The 23241-nt window shown below is 58.8% G+C and carries 24 protein-coding genes; 13 read left to right on the top strand and 11 right to left on the bottom strand.

Going from position 1 to position 23241, the window contains the following annotated elements; translation table 11 throughout:
• The first annotated feature begins 10 nt into the window (after positions 1-10).
• The 3 genes from NX773_RS17965 (at position 11) to NX773_RS17955 (ending at position 1718) form a co-directional block, all read left to right on the top strand.
• The gene (locus tag NX773_RS17965; RefSeq protein ID WP_258857672.1) at positions 11-304 is read left to right on the top strand and encodes a hypothetical protein; all 294 of its coding nucleotides are present in this window, start codon (positions 11-13) and stop codon (positions 302-304) included.
• 424 nt (positions 305-728) lie between these two features.
• Positions 729-1316 (top strand): ribbon-helix-helix domain-containing protein, encoded by a 588-nt coding sequence (locus tag NX773_RS17960; protein WP_258857671.1) that lies wholly within the window; start codon positions 729-731, stop codon positions 1314-1316.
• A gap of 21 nt (positions 1317-1337) precedes the next feature.
• Complete coding sequence (locus tag NX773_RS17955) at positions 1338-1718, top strand: hypothetical protein (protein WP_258857670.1); 381 nt, start codon at positions 1338-1340, stop codon at positions 1716-1718.
• 76 nt (positions 1719-1794) lie between these two features.
• On the opposite strand, the gene NX773_RS17950 is transcribed toward NX773_RS17955, so the two are convergent.
• Genes NX773_RS17950 through NX773_RS17940 form a run of 3 tightly spaced genes read right to left on the bottom strand, consistent with a single transcriptional unit; the run spans position 1795 to position 3142 of the window.
• Complete coding sequence (locus NX773_RS17950; protein ID WP_258857669.1) at positions 1795-2163, bottom strand: hypothetical protein; 369 nt, start codon at positions 2161-2163, stop codon at positions 1795-1797.
• Positions 2160-2639: a M74 family metallopeptidase gene (locus NX773_RS17945; protein WP_258857668.1), complete on the bottom strand. Its 480-nt coding sequence runs from the start codon at positions 2637-2639 to the stop codon at positions 2160-2162. The genes NX773_RS17950 and NX773_RS17945 overlap by 4 nt, the downstream gene beginning before the upstream one ends.
• Positions 2640-2650: 11 nt before the next feature.
• A complete protein-coding gene (locus tag NX773_RS17940; protein WP_258857667.1) occupies positions 2651-3142 on the bottom strand; it encodes an Hcp family type VI secretion system effector in 492 nt (163 codons plus the stop codon).
• Between the two features lie 373 nt (positions 3143-3515).
• Here NX773_RS17940 and NX773_RS17935 point away from each other — a divergent pair, with 373 nt between their 5' ends.
• A complete protein-coding gene (locus NX773_RS17935; RefSeq protein WP_258857666.1) occupies positions 3516-4286 on the top strand; it encodes a sce7726 family protein in 771 nt (256 codons plus the stop codon).
• A gap of 2 nt (positions 4287-4288) precedes the next feature.
• On the opposite strand, the gene NX773_RS17930 is transcribed toward NX773_RS17935, so the two are convergent.
• Together NX773_RS17930 and NX773_RS17925 are read right to left on the bottom strand one after the other, a co-directional pair.
• Positions 4289-5341, bottom strand: coding sequence for a beta family protein (locus tag NX773_RS17930; RefSeq protein ID WP_258857665.1), 1053 nt, complete (start codon positions 5339-5341; stop codon positions 4289-4291).
• 3 nt (positions 5342-5344) lie between these two features.
• Entirely contained in the window at positions 5345-5722 is a 378-nt protein-coding gene (locus tag NX773_RS17925; protein WP_258857664.1) for a hypothetical protein, read from the bottom strand.
• A gap of 299 nt (positions 5723-6021) precedes the next feature.
• Here NX773_RS17925 and NX773_RS17920 point away from each other — a divergent pair, with 299 nt between their 5' ends.
• The 6 genes from NX773_RS17920 to NX773_RS17895 are packed head-to-tail and all read left to right on the top strand — an operon-like array spanning position 6022 to position 16545.
• Positions 6022-6645, top strand: a complete 624-nt coding sequence (locus NX773_RS17920) for a recombinase family protein (RefSeq protein ID WP_258857663.1) — start codon at positions 6022-6024, stop codon at positions 6643-6645.
• A complete protein-coding gene (locus NX773_RS17915) occupies positions 6642-9419 on the top strand; it encodes a class I SAM-dependent DNA methyltransferase (RefSeq protein WP_258857662.1) in 2778 nt (925 codons plus the stop codon). The genes NX773_RS17920 and NX773_RS17915 overlap by 4 nt, the downstream gene beginning before the upstream one ends.
• Positions 9416-11539: a DEAD/DEAH box helicase gene (locus NX773_RS17910; RefSeq protein WP_258857661.1), complete on the top strand. Its 2124-nt coding sequence runs from the start codon at positions 9416-9418 to the stop codon at positions 11537-11539. The genes NX773_RS17915 and NX773_RS17910 overlap by 4 nt, the downstream gene beginning before the upstream one ends.
• Positions 11532-12743 carry a GIY-YIG nuclease family protein gene (locus tag NX773_RS17905; protein ID WP_258857660.1) on the top strand — a complete coding sequence of 404 codons (1212 nt, stop codon included), beginning with the start codon at positions 11532-11534 and terminating at the stop codon, positions 12741-12743. Before NX773_RS17910 ends, NX773_RS17905 begins: the two co-directional genes overlap by 8 nt.
• Entirely contained in the window at positions 12743-15409 is a 2667-nt protein-coding gene (locus tag NX773_RS17900) for a TrlF family AAA-like ATPase (protein ID WP_258857659.1), read from the top strand. Before NX773_RS17905 ends, NX773_RS17900 begins: the two co-directional genes overlap by 1 nt.
• Positions 15391-16545, top strand: a complete 1155-nt coding sequence (locus NX773_RS17895) for an RNA/DNA-binding domain-containing protein (protein ID WP_258857658.1) — start codon at positions 15391-15393, stop codon at positions 16543-16545. The genes NX773_RS17900 and NX773_RS17895 overlap by 19 nt, the downstream gene beginning before the upstream one ends.
• 313 nt (positions 16546-16858) lie before the next feature.
• Here NX773_RS17895 and NX773_RS17890 read toward each other — a convergent pair whose 3' ends face one another.
• Positions 16859-17188, bottom strand: a complete 330-nt coding sequence (locus NX773_RS17890) for a type II toxin-antitoxin system YafQ family toxin (RefSeq protein WP_258857657.1) — start codon at positions 17186-17188, stop codon at positions 16859-16861.
• Entirely contained in the window at positions 17160-17441 is a 282-nt protein-coding gene (locus tag NX773_RS17885) for a type II toxin-antitoxin system RelB/DinJ family antitoxin (protein WP_258857656.1), read from the bottom strand. The genes NX773_RS17890 and NX773_RS17885 overlap by 29 nt, the downstream gene beginning before the upstream one ends.
• 226 nt (positions 17442-17667) lie before the next feature.
• Between NX773_RS17885 and NX773_RS17880 the strand changes: the two genes are divergently transcribed.
• From NX773_RS17880 to NX773_RS17870, 3 genes are all read left to right on the top strand, one after another.
• Positions 17668-17997 carry an antitoxin VbhA family protein gene (locus tag NX773_RS17880; RefSeq protein WP_258857655.1) on the top strand — a complete coding sequence of 110 codons (330 nt, stop codon included), beginning with the start codon at positions 17668-17670 and terminating at the stop codon, positions 17995-17997.
• Positions 17998-18014: 17 nt separating this feature from the next.
• Positions 18015-18755: an SDR family oxidoreductase gene (locus NX773_RS17875; RefSeq protein ID WP_258857654.1), complete on the top strand. Its 741-nt coding sequence runs from the start codon at positions 18015-18017 to the stop codon at positions 18753-18755.
• Positions 18756-18881: 126 nt separating this feature from the next.
• A complete protein-coding gene (locus NX773_RS17870; protein ID WP_258857653.1) occupies positions 18882-19646 on the top strand; it encodes a GIN domain-containing protein in 765 nt (254 codons plus the stop codon).
• Positions 19647-19733: 87 nt separating this feature from the next.
• Here NX773_RS17870 and NX773_RS17865 read toward each other — a convergent pair whose 3' ends face one another.
• The 4 genes from NX773_RS17865 to NX773_RS17850 all read right to left on the bottom strand — a co-directional run bounded on the left by NX773_RS17865 (position 19734) and on the right by NX773_RS17850 (position 23239).
• Entirely contained in the window at positions 19734-20057 is a 324-nt protein-coding gene (locus NX773_RS17865) for a BON domain-containing protein (protein WP_258857652.1), read from the bottom strand.
• Between the two features lie 98 nt (positions 20058-20155).
• Positions 20156-21295 (bottom strand): tetratricopeptide repeat protein, encoded by a 1140-nt coding sequence (locus NX773_RS17860; protein ID WP_258857651.1) that lies wholly within the window; start codon positions 21293-21295, stop codon positions 20156-20158.
• A gap of 18 nt (positions 21296-21313) precedes the next feature.
• On the bottom strand, positions 21314-22255 hold the full coding sequence (locus NX773_RS17855; RefSeq protein ID WP_258857650.1) for a type II secretion system F family protein: 942 nt from the start codon (positions 22253-22255) through the stop codon (positions 21314-21316).
• Positions 22256-22264: 9 nt separating this feature from the next.
• Positions 22265-23239, bottom strand: coding sequence for a type II secretion system F family protein (locus NX773_RS17850; RefSeq protein ID WP_258857649.1), 975 nt, complete (start codon positions 23237-23239; stop codon positions 22265-22267).
• Positions 23240-23241 lie beyond the last annotated feature (2 nt).

The following is a 23241-nucleotide window of genomic DNA, read 5'->3' as shown; positions in this document are numbered from 1 at the left end:
GGGGCAGACGATGAAAGAGATAAAGCAGATCGAGGGATTCAAGGTCGAAGTGCTGGAATCGGTGCGGAGCGGGAAAGTCTGGTTCACCGTCCGCTTTATGGATTACTCAAGCGCCAAAGCGGAAGCGAGCTCATTACCCGACGCCGTAGCCGAACTGGGCAAGCAGTGGGAGGACATCAAAGCAGCATATCGCGAGGCGGGCCTCAAGCCGCCGAAGCCGCCGCGCAGCCGTGGCAACCAACGAACTCTAAAAACGATTCGCTGGCTAGCTTCCCGTCCGCCACTATCTCCCGATGTGCTTTGAAATTCATGGCGTCCACACATCTAGTTGGGGGCAGGATGGCCCATGAAGTTGCCGACGGAGCGATGTAAGTTTTTTGTTGAGTATCTGTAGATTTTTTGTTGAGCGATGTAAGTTTTTTGTGGAGATTTCGTTGAATCGCCTCGCTGGCGTGTAAGTTTTTCGTTGAGTCGATGCATCCTTACTGCGTCCACTGAGCACAGATGTCGCAGCGAGAACCTGCCAATTCTGCCAGCCATCCTGATAACCAACGAAATGCAGGGCACGTCCAACCCGCAAATGAGGTAGTGGAACATAAAGGGGGCAATACGCTCCGCTGGTGTTTTCAATGGTTTAGCCAGACAGCATGCCCGCTTTGGCGTGTTGCATTTTCTAAAAACGCATTGCGAACGCAATACCACTTCGCAATACTGACTTGGAGGACTTGATGGGAACAAAACGGACATACTCCGTCCGACTGGAAGATGACCAGCGTCAGAAGCTTGACGCGCGAGCCGCAAAGATCGGTCTGCCCACAGGCCATCTGATCCATGCCGCCATTGATGACTTCCTGAGGCAGCAGGAAGAAAAGGACTACTTGGGTGAGGTCCAAGCGGCAATCAGCACCTCGTTCACCAAACTCGCGCGCCAAGTGGAGAAGGACCGCGCCGAACAGCAACTCGTTGTAGGTGTGTTAGATCACTTGTGCGACTGGCTGGCATTTGTCCTTCCCTCGCCTGGGGACAAAACTGAGGCCGAGCAGCTGCGACGCGAGCGCCGTGAGGTCTTCTATCGGGACCTTCCTGCAAAGTTCGTCTCCCAAAGTCGGGCACAGCTGACCAAGTTCATGGACGATAAGCACGCCAAGCAAATCTCTTGTCCCGCATGCGGTAGTGGGCAGTTACGGTCGAAGGAGGACAAGAAGGGACGCCTATTCTGGTACTGCAGCAATTGGAATGCGGCTTCAAATCAGTGTGGAGCAACATTTCCCGACGAGTTCGGCTTGCCTGCATTGCCCGAGCATTCGATTGACTGAAACAACAGCGAAGGAACGAGCATGAACGAAAGGCGAGAGATTCGCGATGCAATGTTACGGCTATCTTGCATCGCGCGTACCCAGTACCACTACGATCCGACGGGCCAAATAATCGGTGAAGGACCGATTCACTACCTGGTCGAGTTGAGTGACCTGTTTTTCATCGCGTGGGAGAACAACGACATTGGCGCTATGGTCGTGAACCCGATCACGCGCTTTACCCTGGACGAACTCGACGAGCTAGGTGCCGCGGAGGCATGGACGGTCTTGCGCGTGCCGGCCGAAGTGAGCGAAGGTATTCAGTTTCGGGAAATCGACAATGCCGAGCTGAACGAAGCGTACCTCCAGATGGCGAGACGGGCGATTGCGGCGCCCGTCCCGCCTGCCATGTATGCCCCTTGAGAGAGCAGCAAGACAAACAGAAGATACATGATGTCGGCCCAGTTGGCGAGCCTGCCACCTGGGCCGCCGATGCGGATTAACAGGTCGCGCCGGAGATGCTTGCCCCGGTGCGGAGATTGAACCCGAAATGACAGGTGTACCCATCTGGGTCACGGACGCACGACACGTTACCCTTGTACCGCTCGTGGTGCCCCTTATCGTTACTGCACGCCTCCTTGGCATCTGGGTACATCGAATCAAACATTTCCTTGGCAACCGGGCCACTGACCGCAAACGAGATTTTGCGGTCGCTCGCGGTCGGCGGCTGCTCTTCGCCCAGATCGCCTGAGTAGATGAGGTACGAACCCTTGATGGGCTTGTACTGCCACCAGTCGCCTTTCTCTGCAGCCAATACCAAGGAAAGTGAGGTCGTCACGCCGAGCGCGAGTGCAAGGAATCGCTTCATGGTCGCAGGTGCACGTGGAAGTGGTGGTCGTGGTCCTTGAAGGGATGCACGAAGGGGATAGAGGTGTCATTGAAGAGAATCGTTCGTACACCTGGGTAGGCGTGGAACAGTGCGATCAACTTGGCGGTTCCGTCGTGGTCGTACAGGTCGTGCTGGTACCAGAACACCTTTTCCTCACGGCCGTCTTTTCGCAGCGGCCGTATGTCCACTTCCAGCCCGTCCCTGTGCGTATTGTGCTTCTCGTATGTTGGTCCACCCGCGAGGCTGATGTTCCCGACGCCAAATCTGCGCCGGTCGACCGCCGCCCACTCACGCTCCACGAACAGCAACATCGTCATCATCGCGGGATGCGCATACTGCCCCTCCCCGTCAGGCGGCGTGCCGTAGACGTAGTACCCGGCGTCCTCCGGCGCCTGGGGCAAAATGAAGTAGTGCCGCTCGTCCTGAGGTTGGATCGGGATTCCGTTTCTGGCCATTCGAAGCCCCCTCACAGGACCTTATTGGCCGAAAGGTCCCAGCCGCCGGCTGTGCTGCCCGCGACACCCCCGCCGACCTTCTGCTGCGTGTACTTCCACTTTACCTTGGCGTAGCGCAGGCCAATAGAGTCGCGCAGGATGCTGCCTTCGTGTACGGTCTGCGTGATGGATGAGATCATTACGTTTTCCAGCTCAACCTCGTAATACCTCACTGGGTTACCTTGGCCGTCGGCGCGCATGACTTCCAGCTTCACCTTGGGGATCGTCTTGCCCATCGAGCAATGCTGCATCAAAATCGGCGAGGCCAGGTCCGCAAGCTTCGTCACCGTCAGCGCTTGATGCTCACAGCGTTCAGACGTGTGGCCGCCCCCGGTCGACAGCGTGACACTTCTCGGCTGAATAACTCCCCAGAGCGCCGATGTAAGTTCAATCCATCCCTGATGCGCTGAGTCGGCCGACTCACCCTTGATGCCGTCAATCTGCAGGTATGCATCGATTGCCATGTTGTGCTTCTCCAAAGATGAAGGCGACGAACGGTTTAGCCGGAACGGCAAACGGCATGCCGCACGCTGGACAAGGCATGTCGTTCAGTTGTTTGCGCTGGTTACTTGGAAAGGCGTGCCAGCCGCCCCGATCATTGTTGCCCGCCGTTGTCGGCCATGAGTTGGCTGGCGTCAAAGTGGGGAAGGAAACAATGCCCAACGCGATGAGGGCGAAGTTAGTTCAGATTCTGTTGCGGCTCGAGCACGCGACTTCGGCCGGCCACGCGAAGTTCACTGCTCTGCGTTTGCGCTTTGTGAGGACAAATGTATACTGGCCAGCTAAATTTGAAGCGGTGCTACCATTGCTTCCTAGACACCTTGAAGCGAGACAGTTGTGCTAAACGAAGGCGACATCAAAGCAGCAGTAATTGACAAGTTGTTCGCTTCGGCGGCACTGTCGGATGCCGTCTTGATAAACGAGATGGTTATTGCGAATTGGAGCCGGCGAGCAGATCTCGTCGTTGCGAACGGCAAGTTGCACGCCTTCGAAATAAAGAGCGATTTCGACAGTCTACGACGCCTTCAAGGCCAAGTAGAAACGTATCTCTCTCGTTTCGACAAGGTGACGGTAGTCTGTACACCGAAGTTCGCGCAGCTTGTGCGGGACTGTACTGAGTCCCGTGTTGAAATATGGTGCGCTACAAGCCAAGACGATGGTGTTAGGTTATCGGTTTATCGACGAGGGCATGCAACCCCCGTGTCGAATAAACGTGTCCTCTACGGTTTCCTTCACAAATCGGAACTTGTCGCGCTGTTGAAGAGCGAGGACAGAGATGCTAACGCCGATATGTCCAGAAGTCAGTTGGAGGAGCAAGCAGATGTGCTATCGACGCGTCGAATCAAAGAATTCGTTTTAGACGCGTTAAAGAAACGCTACCGCGAATCCTTTGAACGGTTCTGTGATATCCGTCGCGGCCGAACCCAACCTGTCGACTTGATGAAGCTGAGCAAGTTCAAGGCATGGCAGAAGCCTATTGAGTTTCAAGCAGCACAGTTGGGCGATTGCGCGTCCCTAAACGCCAAGACACTTGATCTAAAGGCACTTGCTGGCAAGTATGGTCCCTTACCAGCAGACATGCCTACGTTCGTGCGACGGCGTACTTAAAATCAATCTTCCTCCCCTGCCGCAACTTGCTGCGAGAGTTCAAATTGCCGGGTCAGATGGAGATTTACACGCACAGCAATCCAATGTGCGCGACTTTTCATGCCTTCCACATCCCCCGTCGCGGCCTTGCGAATCATTTCCGCGCCCCAGGTGTCATCGGTTCTTCCCTCATTCCACTGAGTTAGGATAGAGCGCGCAGCATCAATATATCCCTCACCATCAGCGTTTGGTCTGCGCTCAAATATCCAGGCGTCGTAAAGTGCACAATCGATCTGAGGCGTGTATTTCCCGCCGGTTGCAGCCTTGGCCCGAGCGTGTATTGACCCGTGGTCGCCGTAGATCACAGCGTCCGCACCGATTGCCTCAAAAAGGTCTCGCTCAAGAATGTTGATGACACCCGATGTTGCCTGGCCAGGAGGTTGCAGAAACGAGGTTACCGATGCTGGATAGCTCGTCGATATGACAGCAATCTCAGCGTCAGGAATTTCGTCTCGGATATCGTTAACGGACGAGACGCAAGCTGCGATACTCGCCGCCATGGTCTCCCGAATATAGCCGGCGTCGATGACGATCAATGCGTTCTTAGGATCGTCCATCGCAGACATTGCTGTGATCACCTTTGATGTGTCGGCCTGAAAATCAGACACACGAAATGCGATGCGACGCTCCCAAGCCTCAAGTTGTCGCGTCTGCCGGATGATCTGCGGGAGTCGCGCGGTTTGGGAAAACTGTACGGTCGGGATCGCTTGGTCGAATGAGTAAGCAAAGTCGCGCCAGGCTTTAAAATCGTCACTCGGGTCTAGTAGCTTGTGGACGGCGTCATTTTGGTACATCACTTCTCGGGTGACGTCCAAAATAAACGGGTTCCCTTCTGCTGCCGTAACCAGCTGGTGCATCGATTCCGATAAGTCGTCACACCTAGGCCAAGCTCCGACGCGCATTACGGGTACTAACCCTCTCTTGACCTCTGGCCGCAGCTTTGCGTATCCAGTGATTTCGGCCGGGCGCGTGCGAAGGCTTGGATAGTAAGGATAATCAGCAAATTTGATCGCCATTGGTTACTCCTGAGTAGATTTCTCTTCCTTGACCGGGGACTGCTTGCGTCTAGTGTTGCGCGTCGCCTGAGCCGCTACGTACTCGCTAATTGCCACAACGCGATCCTTTTCGGCTTTTAACTCGACCACTTCTGCCGACAAGTTTGCAACGCGATTTGAAAGCGTCGCGGCCAAGGAAACCAGCCTTTTTCCCACCCAGCCGCACGTCAAAGAAGTTAGAAGCGCGGCGACCCAACCAGAAGCCGTGAGTACAACAACGTCCGGACTGGCGCGATAGAACGAATACAGGGTCAACCCAATTCCTGCAAAGCCGAGCAGGAAGCTCGCAATCCCTACCCACAGCCCCACAACAGTAGCAGTATCAGTCTCCAATCGATCCATACATTCCCTAACAAAGGAAGCGCTGCCGAAGTTAAATTGACATTTTAGCATGAACATTCAAACAAAATTCGATGGGGCAACGTTAATTGCCAGCCGGAGCAGCCGACCTCCAGGGCTGTTATTTGGCCAGTAGTTGCGGCTCGAAAGTCAACAGGGTGCGACCAGGCCGCCCAGCAAACGAGCCAAATGTTCAGAAAACGGTGTTTTTCTGAACACCGCTGGGCCTCTGCTGACTGCCGCTGGAAAACATTCGCATCTGTTAAAATTCCCATCCACATTTCAACGTCCAGCAACTGTCAATGAATCAACGGATCGGCTATGCCCGTTTCTCGACGGATGACCAGAACCTGGACCTGCAGCGCGACGCCCTGCGCCTAGCTGGGGTTTGTTCTATTTACGAAGAAGCGGCGAGCGGCAAGACTGCTGTTCGACAGGAGCTCGACCAGTGCCTGAAAGCGCTACAAGCGGGGGACACCCTCGTGGTGTGGAGGCTCGATAGGCTCGGGCGTAGCCTGCCGGACCTTGTGCAGATCATCGCGGGCTTGGAGGAAAAACGGATTGGCTTCGAGAGCATTAGCGAGAAGATCGAGACCACTAACGCGGCTGGGAAGCTAGTCTTCCATGTGTTCGCGGCGTTGGCAGAGTTCGAGCGCAACCTGCTTCGGGAGCGAACACAGGCCGGATTGGTCGCTGCACGGGCACGTGGCCGCTCTGGCGGGCGCAAGCCGAAGCTAGATGCACGACAAATCAGCGAGATCAAGCGACTGATGTCTGACCCGACCATTCCCGTCGGCCAGATCGCAGAACGCTACAGAGTCTCGCGGACAACCATTTATAAGGTGGCTCCTCGTAATGGTGTTTTGGCTGGTCATTCCCAGCCGAACACAAACGGGAAGAAGTCACATAGACACGATGCCACATGAACGCAGTTGAAATCGAACAGGCCATCTCTGACCTGGCCCTCCAGCCCTTCGACACGGCTGAGTTCCCCTATGCCTTGCTGGCCGCCTTCGGCAACAAGGAAGTCACGCTCAAGCGCCTGCGCAGCGGCAACAACAACACATCTGACATACCGGATGGTGTCATGTTGCGCAATAACATTCATATTGCGACCTGCGAGTCCGGTAACGTCAGCGAGACCTTCACAGCACTGCTGGCGAGCGCTGCCACCGCCAAGGGCAAGGCCAAGTTCGTCCTGGCCACCGATGGGCAGACCCTGGAAGCCCAAGAACTCGCCAGCGGTGAAACCATCGCCTGCGCCTTTGAAGACTTCCCCAATCACTTCGGCTTCCTGCTGCCGCTGGCCGGCATCTCCACGATCAAGGAGATCAAGGACAACCCCATCGACGTACGCGCCACAGGGCGCCTAAACAAGCTGTACGTCGAACTGCTGCGACAGAACCCGGCCTGGGCCAAGGACGACCGCCGCAGCGACATGAACCACTTCATGGCGCGCCTAGTGTTTTGCTTCTTTGCGGAAGACACCGGAATTTTTTGCGATACAGGCCTATTCACCCAGACGGTGGATCGCTGGAGCGAGCGCAGCGCAAGCAACACCCACGAAGTGCTGTCCGAAATCTTCCGGGCCATGAACCTTAAGCCCTCGGAACGAGCCGCTGCCACGCCCCGCTTGCCGGCCTGGGCAAATGCCTTCCCTTACGTCAACGGTGGCCTGTTCTCGGGCAGCACCGAGGCGCCGCGCTTCACCCAGATGGCGCGCACCTACCTGCTGCACGCCGGCGCGCTGAACTGGCGCGAGATCAACCCCGACATCTTCGGAAGCATGATCCAAGCGGTTGCCGACGACGAAGAGCGTGGCGCCCTGGGTATGCACTACACCAGTGTGCCCAACATCTTGAAGGTGTTGAACCCACTCTTTCTTGACGATCTACGCGCCGCGCTGGCGGACGCTGGCGACAACGAGCGCAAGCTGCTGAACCTGCGCAAGCGCATGGCGCGCATCCGGGTGTTTGACCCGGCCTGCGGATCAGGCAACTTTTTGGTAATCGCCTACAAGCAAATGCGCGAGATCGAGGCGGAAATCAATCGCCGCCGAAACGAGGCGCACCTGGGCAGCATCATCCCGCTAACCAACTTCCGCGGCATCGAGCTGCGCACCTTTCCAGCCGAGATTGCCAGGCTGGCGCTGATTATTGCCGAGTTCCAGTGCGACGTGCTGTATCGGGGACAGAAGGATGCTCTAGCGGAGTTCTTACCGCTGGATGCGCAGAACTGGATCGTGTGTGGGAATGCACTGCGTCTGGATTGGCTGAGCATATGCCCACCAACTGGGATTGGGGTGAAGTTGCTTGCAGATGACTTGTTTGGAATTCCGCTGGAACAAGCTCAGATTGATTTTGAAAATGAAGGGGGAGAAACATATATATGTGGGAATCCACCCTACAAAGGTAACGCCAAAAAGACTGCCGACCAGAAGCAGGAAATGAAGGACCTGCTCGATGGAAAAATTGAAAGCTGGGGACTATTGGATTATGTCTGTGGATGGTTCTTCAAAGCCCACGAATATTCTAAGACGACCCCTGCCAAGTTTGCATTTGTCGCAACAAATAGCATTTCTCAGGGACAGCACGTTACCGGCTTCTGGAAGCCGCTTTTCGATGATGGGCTGAAGTTCAATTTCGCAGTTCGTTCCTTTAAGTGGACCAATCTGGCGGCAAATGATGCGGGCGTTACTGTCGTTTGCATTGGCGCCGGGGCGTCGGTATCGACAGCAGATATATACGACGAAGACAAGCGGCTGACGACAAAAAATATCAACGCGTACTTGATGCCTTCGGATGACTATTGGGTTACCCCAATAACTCGTCCACTTTCAGCCATTCAGCCCATGCTCAAGGGGAACTACTATGGCATGTCCGAACATCTAATATTTGACAATGAAAAGCGCAAGGCCTATCTAAAGGCTGGACTGAATCCCGCGTTTATTCGAAAATTTTATGGATCATCGGAGATCATTAAAGCAAAGCCGCGCTTTTGTTTTTGGTTTCCAAATGATCCGCCAGCGGACGTTCTTGCAATCTCAGATATCGAGGAGCTCTTAAGACAAGGTACTGCCGCTCGTGAGAAGTCAAAAGATGCCGTCTCCAACGGCATGGTCAAGAGATCGCACCAGTTTCGCGAAATGCGAAGCTGCGATAAGTATTTCTTTGCGATTCCTGTTGTTTCGTCGGAGAACAGAAACTATCTTCCGATTGACTTGCTCGATAACGAATCAATTATCTCAAACAAGTGCTTTGCTCTATACGACGCGCCCATATGGACCATGGCGCTAATTGCGTCTAGATTGCACTGGGTCTGGATTGGCGCAGTATGTGTGCGCCTTGAAATGCGCTTTTCCTACTCCAACACCCTCGGCTGGAACACCTTTCCGCTGCCACTGCTGACGGAGCAAAACAAGGCTGACCTAACCGCTTGCGCAGAGAGCATTCTGCTGGCCCGGGAATCGCACTTTCCAGCTTCTATCGCCGAGTTGTACGACCCGGAAAAGATGCCCGAGAACTTGCGTCAAGCCCACGAGCGAAACGACGAGGTGCTGGAGCGCATCTACATCGGCCGTCGCTTCAAGAACGACACTGAGCGTCTGGAAAAGCTGTTTGAGCTGTATGCGAAGATGACAGCCGCAGAGAAGAACAAGCCTGACATGAAGGCTGCCAAGGGGAGAAAGAAGACATCATGAGCAATCACGACAGCAACCCAACCAACGCTTACACCGTGCCGTCGGTATCCATCACCACGGCACGCACTGGCGCATCCAGCAAGGCCAATGAGCTGGGCATGCGCGCTATGCAAGAGCGGGCATATGCCAAGCGGGGCGAGCAGTACCTGCTAATCAAGTCGCCGCCAGCCTCAGGAAAGAGTCGAGCGCTGATGTTCATCGCGCTGGACAAACTGAACAACCAGGGCTTACAACAGGCCATCGTGGTGGTACCAGAACGATCCATCGGCGGCAGCTTTGCCGATGAACCCTTGAGCCGCTCCGGCTTCTACTGGGACTGGCACGTTGCCCCACAGTGGAACCTGTGCAATGCGCCTGGCGGAGACGAGCCGCGCGCCGCCAAGTCCAAAGTGGATGCAGTGCGTCAGTTTCTGGCCAGCAGCGACAAAGCCTTAGTCTGCACGCACGCTACATTCCGCTTCGCGGTGGAAGAGCTGGGCATCGCGGCTTTCGACAACCGCCTAATCGCAATCGACGAATTCCACCACGTCTCCAGCAATCCGGACAACGTGCTGGGCAGCCAGTTGGGCGCATTCATCGCCCGCGACAAGGTGCACCTTGTGGCCATGACGGGCTCATACTTCAGGGGGGACAGCGAAGCTGTTCTGGGCCCGGCCGACGAGTCGAGATTCGAGACAGTAACCTACACCTACTACGAGCAGCTAAATGGATATCAATGGCTCAAGTCGCTCGACATCGGCTACTTCTTTTACACCGGCCCCTATGTGGAGGCCGTCACCAAGGTGCTCGACCCGGCCCTGAAGACCATCGTCCACATCCCGAACGTGAATGCACGCGAAAGCCTGAAGGACAAGCAGCGCGAGGTAGACGAGATCATGCACGGCCTTGGCGAGTGGAAGGGCGTAGACCCGAACACTGGCTTCCACTTGGTGGCAACCAAGGACGGCAGAACATTGAAGGTCGCGGACCTGGTGGACGACAGTGACCCCGCTCGGCGCACCCGCGTACTGGGCGCATTGAAGGACCCCGCGCACAAGGACAGCCGCGACCACGTGGACGTGATCATCGCGTTGGGCATGGCCAAGGAAGGCTTTGACTGGATCTGGTGCGAACACGCGCTAACCATCGGATACCGTAGCAGCCTGACCGAAATCGTGCAGATCATCGGCCGCGCCACGCGCGATGCCAAAGGCAAGGAACGGTCACGCTTCACCAACCTGATCGCCGAACCAACTGCCGAACAGTCCGCCGTCACTGAGGCCGTAAATGACATGCTCAAAGCTATCTCGGCCAGCCTGCTGATGGAGCAGGTGTTGGCGCCGCGCTATGAATTTACACCCAAAAATGCCGGCGCCCAGGAGGGCTTTGTCTACAACGGCGGCGAAGGCTACCAGGAAGGTGGCATCAACGTCGGCGTGAACGAAGCCACCGGCCAGTACCACGTCGAAATCAACGGCCTGGCCAAACCAGAAACGCCCGAAGCCACCCGCATCTGCAAGGAAGACCTGAACGAGGTAGTCACCAGCTTTTTGCAAGACAAGACGGCGCTGGAGCGTGGCTTGTTCGACAAGGAAAACACCTTGCCCGAAGAGCTAACGCAGCTGCGAATGGGCAAGATCGTGCGTGAGCGTTACCCAGAGCTAAGCGAGAGCGATCAGGAAGCTGTTCGTCAGCACGCCATCGCCGCGATGAACATCACCCAGCAAGCGAAGCTGGCCTTGGCCCAGATAGACGCCGCAGGTGGTGGCTCGGCGCAAGGCAGCACGGCGCTGCTGGACGGCGTGCGCAAATTCGTCAATGTGCGGGACTTAGACATTGACTTGATCGACCGCATCAACCCCTTCGACGCTGCCTATGCGGTACTGGCCAAAGCGATGGACGAGAAGTCATTGCGCCAGGTGCAGGCCGCTATCGCGGCCAAGAAGGTGAGCATCCCCGAAGAGGAAGCCCGCGAACTGTCGAAGCGCGCCTTGCAATTCAAGAACGAGCGAGGCCGCCTGCCTGACATCAATTCGGCCGACGCGTGGGAGAAGCGCATGGCCGAGGGCGTGGCCGCCTTCGCGCGATACCGCGCGCAGGCCAAGGCGGCGCAAGCACAGGGGGGCGCCGCAAATGGTTGACATGGACGACGACGAACTTCTCGACGCGCTGGGCGTTGAGGTTGTCCCGCTCAAGGCTTCGAGCCGTACTCCGCGAGAGGAACGGATCATCGCAGGCTTTGAAGACATCCTGCGGTTTTACCAGGCTCACGGACGGGCACCACAGCACGGTGAAGACGGGGATATCTTCGAGCGCCTGTATGCAGTTAGGCTGGACCAACTACGAAAGCTTCCAGAGGCGCATACCCTGGTCGCGGCACTGGACGAGCCAGGCTTGCTTGCTGGCGCCCCTAGTGCTGCGGCCGATGTCGACGCTCTGGACGAAGACGCGTTACTGGCTGAGTTGGGTGTGGGCGATGTTGCGCCCACCGAAGACGACATCACTGTGCTTCGACACGTGCGATCTAGCGTGGAGAAGCGAGCAGCTGAAGAGGTGGCAGACCGTGCGCCATGCCGAGATTTCGAGCGCTTCCAACCGCTATTTGTGCGTGTGGAGCAGGAGCTAAAGGCTGGCGTGCGCAAAGCGCTGCGCTTTGGTCGCGACGCTAGCGTGGCCGATGGCAACTTCTTCATCGTCGGCGGCCAGCTCGCGTACGTGGCCGAAGTGGGCGAAATCTTCAAAGCACCGAATGGAGAGAGCGACGCGCGCTTGCGCGTCATTTACGCCAACGGCACAGAGAGCAACTTGCTACGTCGCTCCCTGCAACGCGCCCTCTATAAGGACGACACTGGTCGGCGCCTATCTGAGCCGTACATGGGTCCACTGTTCGGCGAGGAGGCTGAACCCGACGACATCGAATCAGGAACCATTTATGTACTGCGCAGCTTGTCCAGCCACCCTTTCGTCACTGAGCACCGGGAACTGATTCACAAGATTGGTGTAACGGGGGAAAGTGTGGAGACCCGGATCGCGGGTGCTGAAAAGGACGCTACCTACCTCTTGGCGGGCGTGGAGGTGGTGGCCACCTATAAGCTCCACAATCTGAATCGCGTCAGACTGGAAGGCATCTTCCATCACTTGTTCGGTGCGGCCCAGCTCAACTTGACCATTGAGGATCGCTTCGGGCATCCCGTCAAGCCAAGAGAATGGTTCCTGGTGCCACTCAATGTGATCGACGAAGCGGTTCAGCGGATTCGAGATGGCTCGATTACTGAGGTAATCTACGACCCGAAGTCGGCTCGACTAATTGATTATGCACAGACTCACTACAAGGACGAACCATAATGGACAGTCTGCCGCAAAAGCAATCTGGAGCTCGGTCCACTTTCTTCAGCGAAGGGGCACAGTGGATACGCGCGGACTTTCATCTGCATACACGAGCAGACCGCGAATTCAAGTACACAGGCGATGGCAACTTCTACAACAGTAACTATGTGGATGCGTTGGAGAAGGCGGGCATCCGGCTTGGCGTCATCACCAATCACAATAAGTTCGACTTCGAAGAGTTCAAAGGACTGCGCAAGACGGCCCAGAAGAAGGGTATAGCGCTGCTGCCAGGCGTCGAGTTGTCGGTCAACGACGGGGCTAACGGCATTCACACGCTTGTTGTGTTTTCGGACGAATGGATTGATGAACACAACTACATCAATCCCTTTCTGACCAGCGCATTTGAAGGCAAAACGCCTGCTCAGTACGAGCAGGAGAATGGCCGCACCTCTTGGTCTCTTCTGGAGACGATCAAGAAGCTCGAAAGCTATCACCGGGATTTTTTCCTTGTTTTTGCCCATGTTGAAGCACCTAGTGGCTTGTGGGCGGAGCTGGATGGCGGCCGACTCGCTGAGTTGGGGCAGAGCGAATTCTTCCGGCGCAGAACGCTGGCTTTTCAGAAGGTCCGAACACACGATGGCGCAGGCAAAGATAAGCCTTGTCGCACGAAGATTCAACAATGGCTGCAGAGCTGGTACCCGGCAGAACTGGAAGGCAGTGACCCAAAGTGCATCGATGAAATCGGCCGGGGCAAAAACAGCTACCTGAAGCTGGGCGAGCTGTCATTTGAGGCAGTCAAGTTTGCCTTGAGCGATCCGGCGTCGCGGGTAGCCGTGGAGCCGCCCAAGCATCAGGCGTCGCACATCCGCAGCATCCAATTTGATGGAGGCATCCTCGACGGGCAGACGCTGCATTTCTCTTCTGAACTCAACACACTGATCGGTATTCGGGGGAGCGGCAAGTCATCCATTTTAGAGGCGGTGCGCTACGCCCTCGATATTCCAAGGGGCGAGAAGGCGCAGGACACGAAATACAAGGATGAGTTGATCCGCCATACCCTAGGCAGTGGCGGCAAGGTGACGCTGACGGCTTGCGATGTGTATGGGCAGGAGTTCACTATTTCCCGCATCTTCCGCGAAGCGCCGAATGTCTACTTGGGCGGCAAGTTGCAGCCTGGCGTGTCAATCCGGGAGACCGTACTGCGCCGCCCGATCTACTTTGGCCAGAAGGACCTCTCCAGCACCGGCGAAGGCTTCGAGACTGATCTGGTGGAAAAGCTGGTTGGCGAGAAACTGGGAGTGTTGCGTGACGAAATCGAGGCCCAACGCCAGCGCGTGCGCGAGGCTGCTCAGCGCTGGCTAAAGCTCAGCAACACGGCGGAACTCAAACGCGACTTCGAGACACAACTCAACGACGCCAAGTTCCGCCTGACTAAGTTCGCGGAGCACGGCGTTGCTGACAAGCTCCAAAAGCGCGTTGGCTTTCAGCAGGATGCTGCCGCGCTGGCACGCGTGAAGGAGCGGGCAGACAGCTTCATCCTCGATCTCGGCAGTCTGATCGCTGAGCATGAGGACGAGCTGCGCAACGCGACGAGTTATGTTTCCAAGCAGAACCCGGATTTCTTCGCTGCCTACTTCGCCGAGTTCTCCAACCTCGTTGCCAAGGTCGATCAGCTCAAGCAGATCGAGCAGGAAGCGCGCACAATTGCGGATCGTCTGAAGATCAAACAGGGTGAATTTGAAGGCGCAAGCAAAAGCCTCCAGGAAGAGTTCGCACAAGTCGAGCGCCAATTGGCTCAGGAACTTAAGCAAACCGGCATGACTGCCATCCAGCCGGACGACTTTCTGGCCCAGCAGCAGCGCAAAACCAAGGCGGAGCAAATGCTTCAAGCGCTGGCAAAGCAGGAGTCACAGCAGACCAGCATCCGCGATGCGCTGTTTGCCGAAATCGATAAGCTCAACGAACTTTGGCTGCGCGAGTTCAACACAATCAAGGCCGAGCTGGACCGAGTGAATGCCGGCCATACAGCCCTTCAGATCGAAGCCGAGTTCAAGGGCGACAAGGAAGCCGTCATCAGCTTCATGCAGCAGCTCTTCAAGGGGAGCAACATTCGGGAGACCACGCTGCGCGCGGTCATGGAGGAATACGCTGATTTCGGCGGACTGTTGCGCGCCCTGCCGAGGGCCATGGCCAAGGCCGGTAGCAGTCCCGAGATCTTCGCGAAGACCTTCATGCAGAACTTGGCTGAGTTCGTCACCTGGCAGGTGCCTAACCGCTTCGTCATCAAGTATCGCGGCAAGGAGCTGAAGCACCACTCGCTCGGACAGCGCGCCTCGGCACTGCTGTTGTACGTTCTCAGCCAACGACAAAACGATGTGATCATCATCGACCAGCCGGAAGACGATCTGGACAACCAGACTATCTACGACGATGTGATCAAGCTGCTGCGTGACATGAAACCTTACGCCCAATTCATCTTCGCCACCCATAACGCCAATTTCCCGGTGCTCGGGGACGCGGAACAAGTGCACGCCTGCCACTTCCAGGATGAAAGGGTCAACGTGCAAAGCGGCAGCATCGACGCCCGTCCGGTACAAGAGGCCATCATCAACATTATGGAAGGGGGCCAGGAAGCCTTCAACCGTCGCAAAGAGGTCTACAACCTATGGAAACCACAGAGCTGATTGACCTACTCAGCCGGGGCGAGGACAGCCGGCAGCAGTTCAAGGCAGACATGACCAATGCCGATGCCTTAGCGGCGGAGATCGTCGCCTTCTGCAACACCGCTGGCGGCCGCATCTTCATCGGCGTAAACGACGATGGTTCGGTGCGGGGTCTATCCAATGCCGACGTTGCCCGTCTGAACCAACTCATCGCCAACGCAGCCTCACAGATTGTGCGCCCCGCCGTGAACCCGCTCACGGAGAACGTACCCCACCCGGCCGGTACGGTACTGGCGGTCTCCATCGCCGAGGGGGTAAACAAGCCCTACATGGACAAGAACGGCGCGATTTGGGTGAAGAGCGGCTCGGACAAGCGCCGCGCCACCTCGCGTGAGGAAATCCAACGCCTGTTCCAACAGGCGGGCTTGCTGCATGCCGACGAAACGCCCGTGGCGGGCTTGAGTGCGGGCGATCTGGACATGCCCTACTTCGAAGCATTCTTCGCGCAGCAGTTCGGCGAGCCTCTTGCCCAGCATCACCAGCCGCTGCCACAGTTGCTTACCAATATGAACCTGATGAACCAAGGGCAGCTCAACGTGGCGGGCAGCCTGTTGTTCGCCAAAGCAGCGCAGTACGCGCTGCCCGCGTTCATCGTCAAAGCCGTCGCCTTTGTCGGCACCCAGATCGAGGACGAACGCTACATCGACAGCCGGGACATCACCGGCAAGCTGGCCGATGTTTTCCAGCAGACGCTGGGTTTCATCGTTGCGAACACGCGCGCCACGCAGGGCGAGCAGGGTTTCAACTCGCAAGGACAGCCCGAGATTCCTCGCATCGTCTGGGAAGAGTTGGTGGCCAACGCCCTCATCCACCGCGACTATTTCATCAGCGCCCCGGTACGCGTGCTGGTCTTTGCTGATCGGGTCGAGATCATCAGCCCCGGCCATTTGCCCAACAACCTGACCATCGAAAACATCAAGGCCGGCAATTCCAATATGCGCAACCCGATTCTGGCGTCCTTTGCCGCCAAGCTCTTGCCTTATCGCGGACTGGGGAGCGGCCTGCTGCGCGCACTGCGAGCTTGGCCGCAGATCGAACTCATCGATGATCGTGCCGGAAATCTGTTCAAGGTCATCGTGGCGCGCCCCATTCCATAGAAGTGTATAAGGTTTTGGGGTGAGTTCGAGCGGTTTAAAGGTGTCAGTGCGGGTACAGATTCGGTACACCAACCAGCTTTTGCTGACTTCGCAAACTTACGCTAAGTTACTGATGCAAAAGTGCTTTCTCCTTCGCCCAATTACGGTACAATTCTTCTAATAATCAAAGACATACTGTCTTCGTAGCTAATTTGTAATCATCAGGTGACCCGTTCGATTCGGGTAGCCGGCACCAGAAATTAGCTTTGAAAACAGTGCCTTAGACTTGCCCGGTCTAAGGCATTTGTTTTTGTGGCTCTGGTTTGGAGCAAGCTCATGAGTAAAGCTCGGCGTGAGTTCCGCCAGGCACGAACACCACCGATCCGCTCTTGCCCGTGTCGTCGAGTGTGTAAATGAGAAGGAACTCGCCGCCGATATGGCACTCCCGATGGCCTGCCCAGCCACCCGTCAGCGCGTGATCGAGCGATTCAGGCGGTAGCGGCCCGTCGTTGAGGATAAGCAGCGTAATTGCCTCTTTCAGCCGGTTCATGTCATATCGGCCGGAATGAGACAGGCTCTGCCAGTCCTTGAGAAATTCCTCAGTGTAGTCAGAGGCCCGTGGCAAGCTCGCCCGCTTACTTGCGGCTGGCTTCTTCGAGGTCATGCATCAGCGCGTCAGCGGTTGCAAAACGAGCTCGACGGTTCTGGACGATCTCGTTGGCCTCACTGATGGCCGCGCGGCTGGTAGCGTTCGGCGCTTTGAGCGCGAACGGCAGCTCCTTGTCGGTGACAACGCGGGTCAGGAACACGCGGATCGCATCGGAGAGGGTCAGGCCCATCGAAGCCAAGGTTTCCGCAGCCTGCGCCTTGATGTTCTCGTCCACGCGGACGTGAACCATAGTGGTGGTGGCAGCCATGATGACCTCCTATTGCAATCGCTTGAGATACATTGTATCGCACCCACCAACAATCGCAAGGCGATTGACGTAAGCGAAGAGGCACAATTGCGGTACATCTTCAGCCCATTTGACTCCGGATTCAAGAACAATGCCTTGGATCCCGATGGTCTAAAGCATTTGTCTTTGTGAATCTGAAATCTGTACACTTGGGACAGTCACGGTTCACGAACGCAAGGGAGATGTGATGAGCAAAGCAGTGGAAGAGCTGATACTTGGCGCCGGCTTTCAGGAGGGGGCTCGCCAGGCCGTTGACGAAGCTGTGGCTCGCGCGGACTCTGCAGGATTGCCGCCGGCCTATGAACCGCAGTTCTCAATGGAGCGGCGCCGCAACGATGTCATGCAGATGAATGCGATCTTCGAACTGTCCGGTTTCACGCCGGATGGACAGGATTTGGAGAATCAACGTCGCTACATTCTGGGCGAGCTGACCTTGAACGATTTGCTGGCCCACGCGCAAGCGTTTGCTCGCGCACATCAGCCGACGAATAGCGACGATCAACCTGTCACCCGTTGAAAGATCAGGAGAGCGAATTGAAACAGGTCGTGATCGTCACAGGTTCAGGGCGCGGCATCGGCGCTGCGGTAGCGCGCCAGCTTGCCGCCGGAGGTCACGCCGTAGCCGTGAACTTTCGCAGCGACCGCCAGGCCGCGGAGGAACTGGTGCGCACCGTCCGGGCGGCCGGCGGCGTCGCGCTTGCCGTGCAGGCTGATGTCGCTGACGAGGCTCAGGTGACGCAAATGTTCGACATGGTCGAACAGGAACTCGGCCCGGTTTCTGCCCTCGTGAACAATGCCGGCGTCACGAGCCGGATGGCCAGCTTCATGCAGACGTCTTCCACGACGATCGAAAATGTCTTCCGCACCAACGTGTACGGAACCATGCATTGCTGCCGCGCCGCGATCGACTCGTTCCGCCGCTCAGGCACCAAGGGCGTGATCGTGAACGTCTCGTCCGTGGCCGCCGCGACTGGCAGCCCGAACGAATACGTGCACTATGCCGCCAGCAAGGCGGCCGTGGAGACGTTCACGCTCGGCCTGGCAAAGGAGCTCGCGCCCGAAGGAATCAGGGTCTGCGCCGTCGCGCCCGGGCTGACGCTCACCGACATCCACGCCGTTTCCGGCGAACCGGACCGCCCCGCCCGCCTCGCGCCGAAAATCCCGCTGCAGCGGCCTGCCACGCCCGAGGAAATTGCCGAGCCCATCGTCTGGCTGCTCTCGCCGGCCGCGTCCTACATCACCGGCACTACGCTGCGCTGCGGTGGAGGACTCTGACAGGCTGAATGTCCCGGCTTTTTGCCGTTCAGCCCGCAATCCGTGCAATTCATCGCAATTGCCGATCCGCGCCAACCGGGCGCGACTATAGTTCTCCCATCGAAACCGCCTTCGGGAGAACACGAAATGAACAAACTGCTCGGTACCGCCCTCGTCGCCACCACGCTGTCGCTGGCCACCCATTCCGCTTTCGCTGAAGAGCAGGTGCGCGAGTCGCGCGCCGTCGACGCGAAGGTGACGAAGATTAAGCTCGGTGGCGTGGTGAGCCTGAACGTGCACCAGGGTGCGACGCCGTCTCTGGTGATTTCCGGCGACAAGTCGGCCGTGGCGCGCGTGACCACCAGCCAGCATGGGGACACGCTCGACATCGACACCGAAAGCCACACCAACTTCCACTGGCGCAGCGAGAAGCTGCAGGCCGACCTGACCGTGCCGAACCTGGACGAGTTCGTGTCGCAAGGCGTGGGCAGCAGCTCGATCACGGGCTTCTCCGGCGACAAGATGCGCGTCTCGCTCGACGGCGCCGGCTCGCTCACGATGAGCACCCGTTATCGCTACCTCGATGCCACCTTGGGCGGCGTCGGCAGCTTTACGCTGGACAATCGCGGCGCGGAGCGGATGGAACTGGGGATGCGCGGCGCCGGCCGCATGACCGTCACGGGCGACGTGAAGCAGCTTTACGGCCGCCTGTCCGGCGTGGGCAGCCTGGACGCGAACAATCTGCGCGCCGACAGCGTGGACCTGCAGATGTCGGGTATGGGCAGCGCGACCGTGTTTGCCAAGACGTCTGCGAGCATGAGCCTGTCTGGCCTGGGTTCGGCGACGGTGTATGGCAACCCGGCCACGCGCAATGCCACCACCAGCGGGCTGGGCAAGGTCAGCTGGAAGTGATCGACAACTGGCCAGCTCAGGCAAGCGGGCTGGCTAAAGCTGGTTGAACGCGTGGGCAGCAAGCTGCCCACCCTACGTGAACCGCCGCTAGTGGGCTGCGGACTTGACGACGGTGTCGTCCTTCACCGCCTTCACGCCCTTCACCTCACGCGCCAGCTGGACGGCGCGCTCGGCGCTCTGGCGCGAGACCACAAAGCCGCTGAGCTGAACCGTGCCCTTGAAGGTCTCGACCTTCACCTCGGTCGCCTTGACTTGCGGGTCTTCCGCGAACGCGGCCTTGACCTTGGTGGTGATGACGCTGTCGTCGATGTATTCGCCCGTGCCCTCGTGCGTGCGGGTCGGGGCACAAGCGGCAAGCGCCGCCATCAGGACGGCGGCGCAGGCGGCTGACAGGCGCTGTTTGGTTTTCATGACATCGCTCCCGAAAAACGGACACTCAATCTACGCCGTTTAGCGTGAGCCCGCCGCACAACTCATACACATTGTGGCGCGCGCGGCACACCGTTTATTTACGGCAGTGCACCGCCCTCCACCACCGCCACCGTATTGGTGACCGCCGGCATCGGCCGCAGCGCGAACCTGGGCGTGGCCAGGTCGCGCCCGAGCACCAGGCGCATATCGGTCTTCTTGCAGTTGCTTACCTCGACCACCGAGGCGTTCTCAAAGCGCTGCGCGAGCCGTTCGGCGGCGGCGCGAAAGCCGAACTGGTATTCCACGCGCGTTTGCTTGACGCCGAAGCCTTTCTCGTTGGTCAGGCGCACCACCTTCAGGTCCGGATCGCCCATCTGGCGCGATAGCGTGCGCGCCATTCCGTTGACGCCGTTGCCGTTGCGGATCTCGAGCAGCGCCGATTGCGCCGGGGCAGCCAGGGCAGGCAGCGGCGCCACGGCGGGCTGCGCGGCAGGCGCTGGCTCCGGCTTCTGCGGCGCTGCAGCCGGCTCCACAGGCGGCACCGCAGCGGCCGTGGCCACGCGCCGCAGTTCCAGCATGCCGTTCTGCGCCTGCAGCACGTCCGCGGCCGGCCATTCGGGGCCGCGTTCGCGGGTCTTGACCGCATCGTCGATCGCGGCCACGGTGGTGCCGCCGCTGACCCTGGTGTCCTCGCGCAGGTCGTGCTGCTGCAGCGCTTGCGCCTGGCGGAACATCTGCTGCGCGCGCTCTTCCTGGCCGAGCTTTTGCAGGCTTTCGCCCAGGTGGTGCCAGGCGCGGTAGCTGAGCGGGTCGAGCAGGCACGCCTTTTCCAGCGCGGTCACCGCGCTGGCGTAGTCGCCGTTGAGGAAGTAGGCATAGCCCAGGTTGCTGAACAGGTAGGCGCTGCCGGGGCCGGAGGCCAGCGTCAGCTTTTCGGTCAGGCCGCGCCAGATCGGGATCGCCTGCGCAAACGCGCGCCGCTCGGCATAGATCGTGGCCAGGCCGTTGCGCGCGTTCACATGCTGCGGGTCGGCCCGCAGCGCCTCGCGGTAGGCCTTGACCGCGTCTTCGTATTTGTGCGCGAGATGGTAGTTGCGCCCGAGCGCGTAGGCGTCGTCGGCGCGGCGCAGCGCGGCCTGCTCGGGCAGCGAGAAGTTCCCGGACAGGTCGGCGCAGGCCCACAGCATCGTGCCCGCGCACAGCACGGTCAGGCGTTTGAGCGTGGTCACAGTTTGCATGGCAGTTTTCCTTTCACATCATTGGCGCACCGCGCTCAGTGCCGGCAGCAGCGTGTGCGCAATCTGAATGACGGCCGGGCCCATCAGCACGATCAGCAGGGTCGGGAAGATGAAGAAGATCAGCGGGAACATCAGCTTCAGGCCGATCTTTGCGGCCGTCTCTTCGGCCAGCATGCGGCGCCGCGTGCGCAGGTTTTCGGAGTGCACGCGCAGTGCGTCGCCAACGCTGGTGCCGAAACGCTCGGACTGGATCAGCATCGCCACCAGCGTATCGACGTCATCCACGCCGGTGCGCAGGGCCAGGTTGCGCAGCGCCTTCTCTTTGGTGAAGCCGGCGCGCATTTCCATCAGCACGATCTGCAGCTCCTGCGCCAGCACCGGGCTCTTGATGCCGATTTCGGCGGCCACCTTGACCAGCGCGCGCTCCAGCGACAGGCCGGCCTCGACGCAGACGGTCAGCAGGTCGAGCGCGTCGGGAATGGTTTCGAAGATGTCGCGCTGGCGCCGCTCGACGATGCGGGTCAGGACGATGTTGGGCAGGTAGTAGCCCAGCGTGGCGAAAAAAAACAGCAGCAACAGCAGGTTGCGCCCTTCGACTCGTCCGGTGGCGGCGAGCGCCGTACCCACGATGGCGGGCAGCAGCAGCGACAGCACGGTCTTGGCCGCGAAGTACAGGGTGGGCGCCACCGGGTTACGCCAGCCGGCGTTCATGAAGCGCGTACGCAGCGCCGATTTTTCCCAGCCCTCTTCCGGCACCGACAGCTTGGTCAGCGGCTTGACCACGCGCGCCACGCGCTCGATCCAGCCGCGCTTTTCCAGGCCACTCTCGGCCGACTCGGTCATGAAATGGCCCAGCCGCGCGCGCAGCGCGGCCGGTGCGAACAGCAGCGCACCTAGCCAGGCCAGGCTGCCGACGATCGCAAACACGATCAGCAGGAACAATAACTGTGCGCCGTTCATCGCGCCCCCTCAGATATGGATGTGAATGATCTTGCGCATCCAGGCGATGCCGGCGACGAGCATGATGGCGGCCGCCCACAGCATCCTGGTGCCGATCGGGTCGGTCCACAGCAGGCTGATGTACTGCGGGTTGAGCACCAGCGTGGTCAGGCCGACCGCAAACGGCAGCAGCCCGAGGATCCAGGCCGACATGCGGCCCTCGGCCGACAGCACGCGCACCTGCGCGGCCAGCTTCAGGCGGCCGCGGATGATCTGGCTGATGTTGCCCAGGATTTCGGCCAGGTTGCCGCCCGACTCGCGCTGGATCAGCACGGCGATGATCAGGTAGCGCAAATCGGTGAGCGGAATGCGGTCGGCCATGGCGTGCAGGGCCTCGCTCATCGGCACGCCGTAGTTGATCTCCTCGCGCGCGATGCGGAATTCGCCCGACAGCGGCTCGGACAGCTCGTTGCCGACGATTTGCAGCACGTTGGTGAACGAGTGGCCGGCGCGCAGCGCGCGCGCGATGAAGTCGGCCGCTTCGGGCAGCTGCTGTTCGATGCGCACCAGCCGGCGCACGCGCGCGCGGCGCGCCAGCACGTACGGAATCACGATGAACCCCAGGGCCAGCGCCAGCCGCATTCCGAGCGGAAGCGGCCAGTGCAGCACCAGCGCCAGGCCCATCGCCAGCGACGCCAGCGAGGCCAGGAAGAACTGGTCGACCGACCACTTGCCGCCGGCCTGTACCAGCAGCTGGTCGATGCGGTGCGCCAGCGACCATTGGTGCAGGATCCGGTCCACGCTGTCGCGCTTGCTGTAGCGGCGCTGCTTGAGGATCGAGATCCGCTCGCTGCGTCCGCCGGTGCCGGACATGATCTGCAGGCGGCGCGCGATGCGCTGCGCGGCCGCGCCGTGGGTGCTGATCCACCACAGGTACACGCCCTCGATGCCGAGGATGACCGCGGCGAACAGGAAGACCGCGAAACCGTAGAAGAGGAAGTTCATGC

The organism is Massilia solisilvae, from assembly GCF_024753215.1.
In the GTDB taxonomy this organism is placed as follows: Bacteria; Pseudomonadota; Gammaproteobacteria; order Burkholderiales; family Burkholderiaceae_D; genus Telluria; species Telluria solisilvae.
The sequence above is the reverse complement of the archived record's forward strand: the minus strand, read 5'-3'. Positions and strand labels throughout refer to the sequence as shown.